Genomic DNA, 6,589 nt, shown 5'->3' with positions numbered 1-6,589 from the left:
CAAATGTCAGAGCCGTTATGCGCCTGTTAGGGCGCGGCTGGTAACAAAGCCTTATAGGCGCATATTAAAAACCTCCGGCTATGCCGGAGGATATTTATTAGCTATATTTATAAATCACATATTTTATTTTGTCTTGTTAGCTGAATTATTGTAATACGATAATTTCGCCATCGCGGATCACTGCTTTAGAAATAACAGTTCCATTTTCATCAAATTCGGTGAGAGTGCCAACGAGATCTCCATTTTTAAAAGTGCCAGTAATATTTGGCTTATTACTTGGAGTATTGTGGTAAATTTTAAATGGTCCTGATAATTTGCCTTGTAGCGCGGTTAATTCAACATCAATACGGCCATTTTCATGATAGTTACGGACAGTCCCATCTATCTTGCAGTTTTTTAGTTGAATTAGGGATTCTGGTTTGCCATTTTCATAATAGGTTTTGATGTATTTATCCAAGCATCCTTTAGATACCCATGCTTTGAATTTTGGCTGACCATTGTCATACTCAGTTTCAAATGCCCCTTCAGCAAGGCCTTTCGGTGCCTCTGTGGAAGGAAACTCCATCGTTTTTAACTCACTTAATTCTCCAAATTTTGAATCTGAGTTTGAATTGGAATTTGTAGAGCCTCCAAGTTGGCATCCAGAAACTAATAAAATTAAAGACAGTAATGCAACAGATTTAATTGGTTTTAGCTTGAACATGTAGCCCCTATTATTGCTGTAAAAAAATAATGTATTCAATTGCATATAAAACTATAGCCTTTTTATGACTATATATTGTGAGAATTATCCTAAACTATTTGCTTTAATGAATTATGAGCGATTTTTAGGATGTTGGAGTTGAACAAATATTGATGTTAGTCATCTTGATAATAAGGTAGTTTAGTAAGTTAATACGATTTGTATATTCAGGGAGTCATGAATGTTAGTTGTTGAAATGTTGAGTACTGGTGATGAAGTTTTGCACGGACAAATAGTTGATACAAATGCAGCTTGGTTAGCAGACTGTTTTTTTCAGCAAGGTCTCCCTTTGAGTAGCCGAACCACTGTTGGCGATAATTTAGAAAGTTTAGTAGCTACTTTTCTTGAACGTAGTTTATCTGCAGATGTTCTGATTGTGAATGGAGGGTTAGGGCCAACGAGTGATGATTTAAGTGCTTTGGCTGCGGCTAAAGCTGCGGGAGTTCCATTAGTTGAGCATTCGCAGTGGATTGAAGTTATGGAGCGTTATTTTATTGCTAGAGGGCGAGTTATGCCTGAAACAAATCGCAAACAAGCGCTACTTCCTGCCAATGCTGAATTAATTGACAACCCTGTAGGGACGGCTTGTGGCTTTTCCTTAGTTTTGAATGATTGTCTGATTTTTTTTACTCCAGGGGTACCTTCTGAGTTCAAAGTCATGGTAAATGAGCAAATTTTGCCAAGGTTACGTGCACGTTTTACTTTGCCAGAGCCGCCAATTTGTTTACGCCTAACGAGTTTTGGCCGCAGCGAAAGTAGCCTTGCGAAGCAATTTGATAGCTTACCTTTACCTGAAAATTGTGTTTTAGGTTACCGTTCTTCAATGCCTATTATTGAATTAAAATTAACAGGCCCTGCGTCACAAAAAGAGTTGATGGAGAGGGATTGGCAACTCGTGAAGCAAGGAGTAGGGGATAATTTGATATTTGAAGGTACTGAAGGTTTAGCTCAAAAAATTGGAAAATCCCTAAAAGAAAAGAAATTACATGTAGTCGTCAGTGAACAATTTAGTGCAGGGTTGTTAAGTTGGACATTAAATTCTGCAGGAATAGTCATGTCTTCCAGCCAAATCCTGTCACTTGATGCGGGACAAACATTAGAAACCCTTGTGCAAAGAGCTCAAAAAATAGCGGCTAATCATCCGTTATCTATTGTTTTAGTCGTTGGTGAATATCATGAGCAATATTTAAACGTTGTATTATCAACACCTGATAAGTGTTATGCGCAAAGAATTCACTATTTACCAAACAACCATTCACAGAAAGAAAAGCAAGAAGTCAGTGTAATGTTAATATTAGATATGCTGTCTCGTTGGTTAAATGGTCGAGAGGTTATTGGCTATTATGAATGGTTAGTACAAACTGAAACACTTATCCTTGAGAGTTAGCAGGTTATGAAGTTAAACGATTATGAGTATATTCCTGTTCTTAAAGAGAAACCGTTTCAATCGGAATTTAAGTTAATTATAACAGAATCTATTAATTGGCTTAGGTGCATATTAAAAGAAAAACTCCATAGCGTTTATGTGTATGGCAGTGTGGCAAAAGGCTGTGCAAAGCCACAACAATCAGATTTAGACCTGTGTATCATACTGTGTGATGGTCTTACTCAATTAGAGGCTACCAAACTTAATGAATTACAAATTCAATTTACGATTAATCACACCGAAGTCAGCAAAATTGATTTTGATATTGGTATTATTACGGATGTGATGAGTGAGGCTAATTTATATAGTTGGGGGTATTGGATTAAGCATCACTGCCGTTGCATTTATGGGGATGATTTAGCAACATGTTTTAGCCAATTTACCCCTTCACGAGCAATAGCCGAAGCCGTTAATGGTGATTTTGTTGATGTGCTTAATGCTTATGTCGACCAAATCAATCATTGTAATGATGACGCTGAGTTAAAGTTATTATATCGGGCGGCATCGAGAAAGCTTATTCGTTCGACTGATATTTTACGTTGGAAAAATGATAATGACTGGCCAGAAACATTATCTGAATATACACAGAAATTCGTTCAACGTTATCCAGAACGACAAAATGAAATAAATTATTTTTTATGTCAAAGTTTACAGCCTTTTGTTGATGAGCAATTCTTGGAACATTTAGTCCAGTTTATCTGCTGGTTGGATGTTGAACATTCAAATATTATTAATAAATGAGCCAATTATGGCTCATCCGGTTGTAGTGCATTAATGATGTAATTAATACTTGAAACCCCTTTCTTGCAGGCTTTGTCTTTTAAAACTGTCGGAGTTTTATCAATGGCCATTTTTACAGAAGACAATTGATCTGTGTAGGTTTGTGCTCCAATAATCTCAGGATTATTATTTAAGTATTCAATAACCTCATCGACTCTTTGATAAAATTGCTCACATGAGTCACCATCAGTTTCTAAGGCTTTTAGTTCATTAAGTGCGTTTGGAATAAGCTGCTTCGTTTGCAACTGTACTTGTTCGATATACTTCCCAGACTTTACTTGCTCAACTATAGTCATTACCTGATTTTTCATGTTAAAAAACAAAGTAATAGCTATAACTAAAGCAATGGCTAGAATAATATTGATGCTAATACTGATCCAAAGTAAGTATTTTTTCATTACATTCCTTGAGCGAAAAATAAATCTGTAATATCAATATATAGTTTAGTCTCGTGATTAATACTTGTATTTAAGATTAACACGAAAAAAAAGGTAACCGAACAATTGGCTACCTAGATTATTATAGTTGATAGAGGTTATCGAACAGTCAAAACAGAAATTTTTGAATTCTGAATAACCATCGATGCGGTTGAGCCTAAAAAATATGTGGACATGCCAGGGCGCTTTGAGCCAATAACGATTAAATCTGCTGAAATTTCTTCAGCAACACGTAAAATCTCATCCCTTGGTGTTCCCATTAAAACTTGTGCACTGTACTTATTACTAGGAATATTAAATTCTTTGATTATCTCAGCCAGCTGCTTCGTGACATTTTCATGTTCACTATCCGCTTTTTCAGCAAAACCAAACCCCATTGTGGTATAGAAAGGAACAGTAGGAATAACCGCTAGAAAATGAATGTGTGCTTTTTCATATTTAGCAAAGTATTGAATATGAGCCATAACTAATTGTGCTAAGCTTTTTTCTGTTATATCAATAGGAACCAAAATATTATTGTACATGTTTTTCTCCGGCTTTTATTTATTGAGTCCATGCAGTAATCGGGGTATTGGTTTATAAGGAGTAACTCAGTTAAATCAGTAAATGGCCTAGTTAATTAAAATAAGGTTAATTTACGTATAGGGCTTACATTATTCGGAATTTATGATAGCAGATTAATATGATAAATACTTTGACGGCGGATTCAACTTAAGCAACTTAGTGGTGTTGTTTGTAGGCTGTTTTTCATGCGCTTTGTGCTATGCAAAACTTGAGTACTTTGAATCATCATCCTCCTGTTATATGATCTATACATGGTTTGTATACATATCATATTGTTGAGGTTATTTTGGGTATCGTAAAAATTTCAGATGAACTGCATGATTATCTACGCCATGCGAGCCAGGTTATGTCCCGTTCAATTAATTCACAGGCAGAATTTTGGATTAAAATTGGTATGCAAGCTGAACTAAACCCGAATAAGACATTTACTATGTTAATCAATGAAATGTTAGAGAAAGAGTCAATTGAATTAAAAGGAAAGGTTCATGAATAATATTACAATTAAAACAGCAGAAGAAATTGAACTGATGCGTGAGTCTGGACGACTTTTGGCTAGTGTTTTCAAAATGTTGGATTCATTTATCGTACCGGGGATTTCCACGATGGAAATTAATGATAAAGTTGAAAGCTATATTGTTAATGTGCTAGAAGCAAGGCCTGCGAGTAAAGGCCAATATGGCTACCAATATGTTTTGAATACATCGTTAAATGAAGTTGTTTGCCATGGTGTTCCAAAAACAGATGAAATTTTAAAAACAAAAGACATTATTAATGTAGATATTACGCTAGAAAAAAACGGTTTTATTGCTGATTCAAGTAAAATGTATGTGATGCCTGAAGCTTCACCACTGGCACGTAAATTGGTCAAAGATACTTATGCTGCTATGTGGGAAGGTATAAAGCAAGTTAAACCAGGCGCAACGCTAGGTGATATTGGTTCTGCTATTCAACATTATGCGGAATCTAAAGGTTATAGTGTTGTGCGCGAATATTGTGGGCATGGTATTGGGCGTGAAATGCATGAAGATCCACAGGTTCTTCATTATGGCGTACGAGGAAAAGGGGTTGAATTAAAAGAAGGAATGACATTTACGATAGAGCCAATGATTAACCAAGGTGGAATGAAAATTAAAACAAAGAAAGATGGCTGGACGGTCGTAACTAGAGATAAAAAATTATCTGCACAATCCGAACATACGGTATTAGTCACTAAAGATGGATACGAAGTTTTAACATTACGTGATGAAGAAAAATAGCGTTAAAAATAGACTTTATAAGCTTGTTACCATAAAGGTAACAGGCTTTTTTTAGATTAATTTTTACTATTGTCTCAATGCTACTGCTATACGGTTAAACGCACTCATTAAACTAATAGCGATAGTTAAATCAGAAATTTGTTCATCAGAAAAATGGTGTTTTAATTCATTAAAGAGAGCATCTGATGTATTGCTGGTAGCTATATTAACGACAGCTTCGGTCCAAGCTAATGCAGCGCGCTCTAATGAATTAAAATGATGACTAACCTGCCAGCCAGCGAGTGTGTCTATTTTTTTGTTACTGACACCATTTGAACGTAATGAGCTTGCATGCATATCTAGGCAAAATGCACAGCCATTGATTTGTGAAACTCTTAAATAAACAAGCTCTATTAGTTCTTTACCTAACCCGCTTTTATCCAATGCATTTTTGCATTAAATAAGCCCTTTATAAGCTTCAGGTGATAAATTGTTATAAGCTAATCTCAGTTCGCTCATGGGGGGTTCCTTACATATTTTGTTGTCAGATGAAATGCAATGTTTGGTGCGGTTTAGTTGGAGGGTTGCGCTACTTTATTTTATAAAGAAATCAAGCTCAATAGCATTAAGTGGCATTTGTGGAAACCAATATTAGATTAGTACGACAAAAATCTATAAATTTTTGCTGAATATCGAGTGGAAGTTGGTTATCTGTAATAATATCTGTCAATTCGTCTATTTGAGCGACACGAAATAATGACCATTTACCGTATTTACTACTATCAGCAAGCATAACAGAGCGTGTAGCATTTGTTATTAGATCACGTTTTAGACCTGTTTTTTCTTCTGTTGGTGTTGTAATTCCTTTTTCTAAACTCCAAGAGTTACAACTAATGAATGCAATATCAGGATAAATGCTACGTAATAAAACACGCCCATGCTCACCAATACAAGATTGGCTACTATCGTCAATTCTTCCACCAACAATTGTGACTTCAATTTGTTTGAATTCAGAAAGAAAAAGGGCAATATGGAGGTCAGCGGTGATAACACGCAGGGGCATATGAGTGAGCTCTCGCGCTAGCTCAAGCATGGTTGTTCCTGCATCAAGTAGAACCGTGCTACCTGGTTCAATTAAACGGGCTGCCGCTTTCGCGATAGCCCGTTTCTCTCTTAGATTACGCTGGTTTTTTTCGGACGTAGTGGGCTGAACAGGAATGAAACGGTTTAGGGTTACACCGCCATGCGTGCGAGAGATAACCCCAGTTTCATCAAGTTTAATGAGATCACGCCGGATAGTGGCCGCTGACACGGATAATGCTTGTACTAGTTCCTCAACAGTGACGAGGTTATGCTGTTTAAGATACTCAAGTATTAAATCTAATCTATCCATTGTGCTCATTAG

General features: G+C 36.2%; 8 protein-coding genes and 1 pseudogene. 4 read left to right on the top strand and 5 right to left on the bottom strand.

All coding sequences use genetic code 11. From position 1 onward, the window contains the following. Window positions 1–145: 145 nt before the first annotated feature. Window positions 146–703 (bottom strand): toxin-antitoxin system YwqK family antitoxin, encoded by a 558-nt coding sequence (locus G6Q48_RS07400; RefSeq protein WP_102139267.1) that lies wholly within the window; start codon window positions 701–703, stop codon window positions 146–148. 220 nt (window positions 704–923) lie between these two features. On the opposite strand from G6Q48_RS07400, the gene G6Q48_RS07395 reads away from it, so the two are divergent. Together G6Q48_RS07395 and G6Q48_RS07390 are read left to right on the top strand one after the other, a co-directional pair. Continuing rightward, window positions 924–2,129: a nicotinamide mononucleotide deamidase-related protein YfaY gene (locus G6Q48_RS07395; protein WP_166265401.1), complete on the top strand. Its 1,206-nt coding sequence runs from the start codon at window positions 924–926 to the stop codon at window positions 2,127–2,129. Window positions 2,130–2,135: 6 nt separating this feature from the next. After that, window positions 2,136–2,909, top strand: a complete 774-nt coding sequence (locus G6Q48_RS07390) for a nucleotidyltransferase domain-containing protein (RefSeq protein WP_166265398.1) — start codon at window positions 2,136–2,138, stop codon at window positions 2,907–2,909. 5 nt (window positions 2,910–2,914) lie between these two features. Here G6Q48_RS07390 and G6Q48_RS07385 read toward each other — a convergent pair whose 3' ends face one another. Both G6Q48_RS07385 and G6Q48_RS07380 read right to left on the bottom strand, forming a co-directional pair. Further along, window positions 2,915–3,346 (bottom strand): DUF5339 family protein, encoded by a 432-nt coding sequence (locus tag G6Q48_RS07385; protein ID WP_102139264.1) that lies wholly within the window; start codon window positions 3,344–3,346, stop codon window positions 2,915–2,917. 137 nt (window positions 3,347–3,483) lie between these two features. Next, on the bottom strand, window positions 3,484–3,909 hold the full coding sequence (locus G6Q48_RS07380) for a universal stress protein (RefSeq protein WP_166265395.1): 426 nt from the start codon (window positions 3,907–3,909) through the stop codon (window positions 3,484–3,486). A 326-nt stretch (window positions 3,910–4,235) separates the two neighbouring features. Between G6Q48_RS07380 and G6Q48_RS07375 the strand changes: the two genes are divergently transcribed. Together G6Q48_RS07375 and map are read left to right on the top strand one after the other, a co-directional pair. Beyond that, complete coding sequence (locus G6Q48_RS07375) at window positions 4,236–4,442, top strand: ParD-like family protein (RefSeq protein ID WP_004910200.1); 207 nt, start codon at window positions 4,236–4,238, stop codon at window positions 4,440–4,442. Continuing rightward, the gene (gene map, locus G6Q48_RS07370; protein WP_166265392.1) at window positions 4,435–5,205 is read left to right on the top strand and encodes a type I methionyl aminopeptidase; all 771 of its coding nucleotides are present in this window, start codon (window positions 4,435–4,437) and stop codon (window positions 5,203–5,205) included. Before G6Q48_RS07375 ends, map begins: the two co-directional genes overlap by 8 nt. Before the next feature lie 66 nt (window positions 5,206–5,271). On the opposite strand, the pseudogene G6Q48_RS07365 reads toward map, so the two are convergent. Further along, window positions 5,272–5,703, bottom strand: a pseudogene (locus tag G6Q48_RS07365) (carboxymuconolactone decarboxylase family protein). A gap of 106 nt (window positions 5,704–5,809) precedes the next feature. Next, window positions 5,810–6,586: a DeoR/GlpR family DNA-binding transcription regulator gene (locus G6Q48_RS07360; protein WP_442959088.1), complete on the bottom strand. Its 777-nt coding sequence runs from the start codon at window positions 6,584–6,586 to the stop codon at window positions 5,810–5,812. Window positions 6,587–6,589 lie beyond the last annotated feature (3 nt).

The organism is Providencia sp. M-27 (assembly GCF_011077905.1).
Classification (GTDB): Bacteria; Pseudomonadota; Gammaproteobacteria; order Enterobacterales; family Enterobacteriaceae; genus Providencia; species Providencia huaxiensis.
Note: the sequence above shows the minus strand (reverse complement) of the source record. Positions and strands in the feature narration are given on the sequence as shown.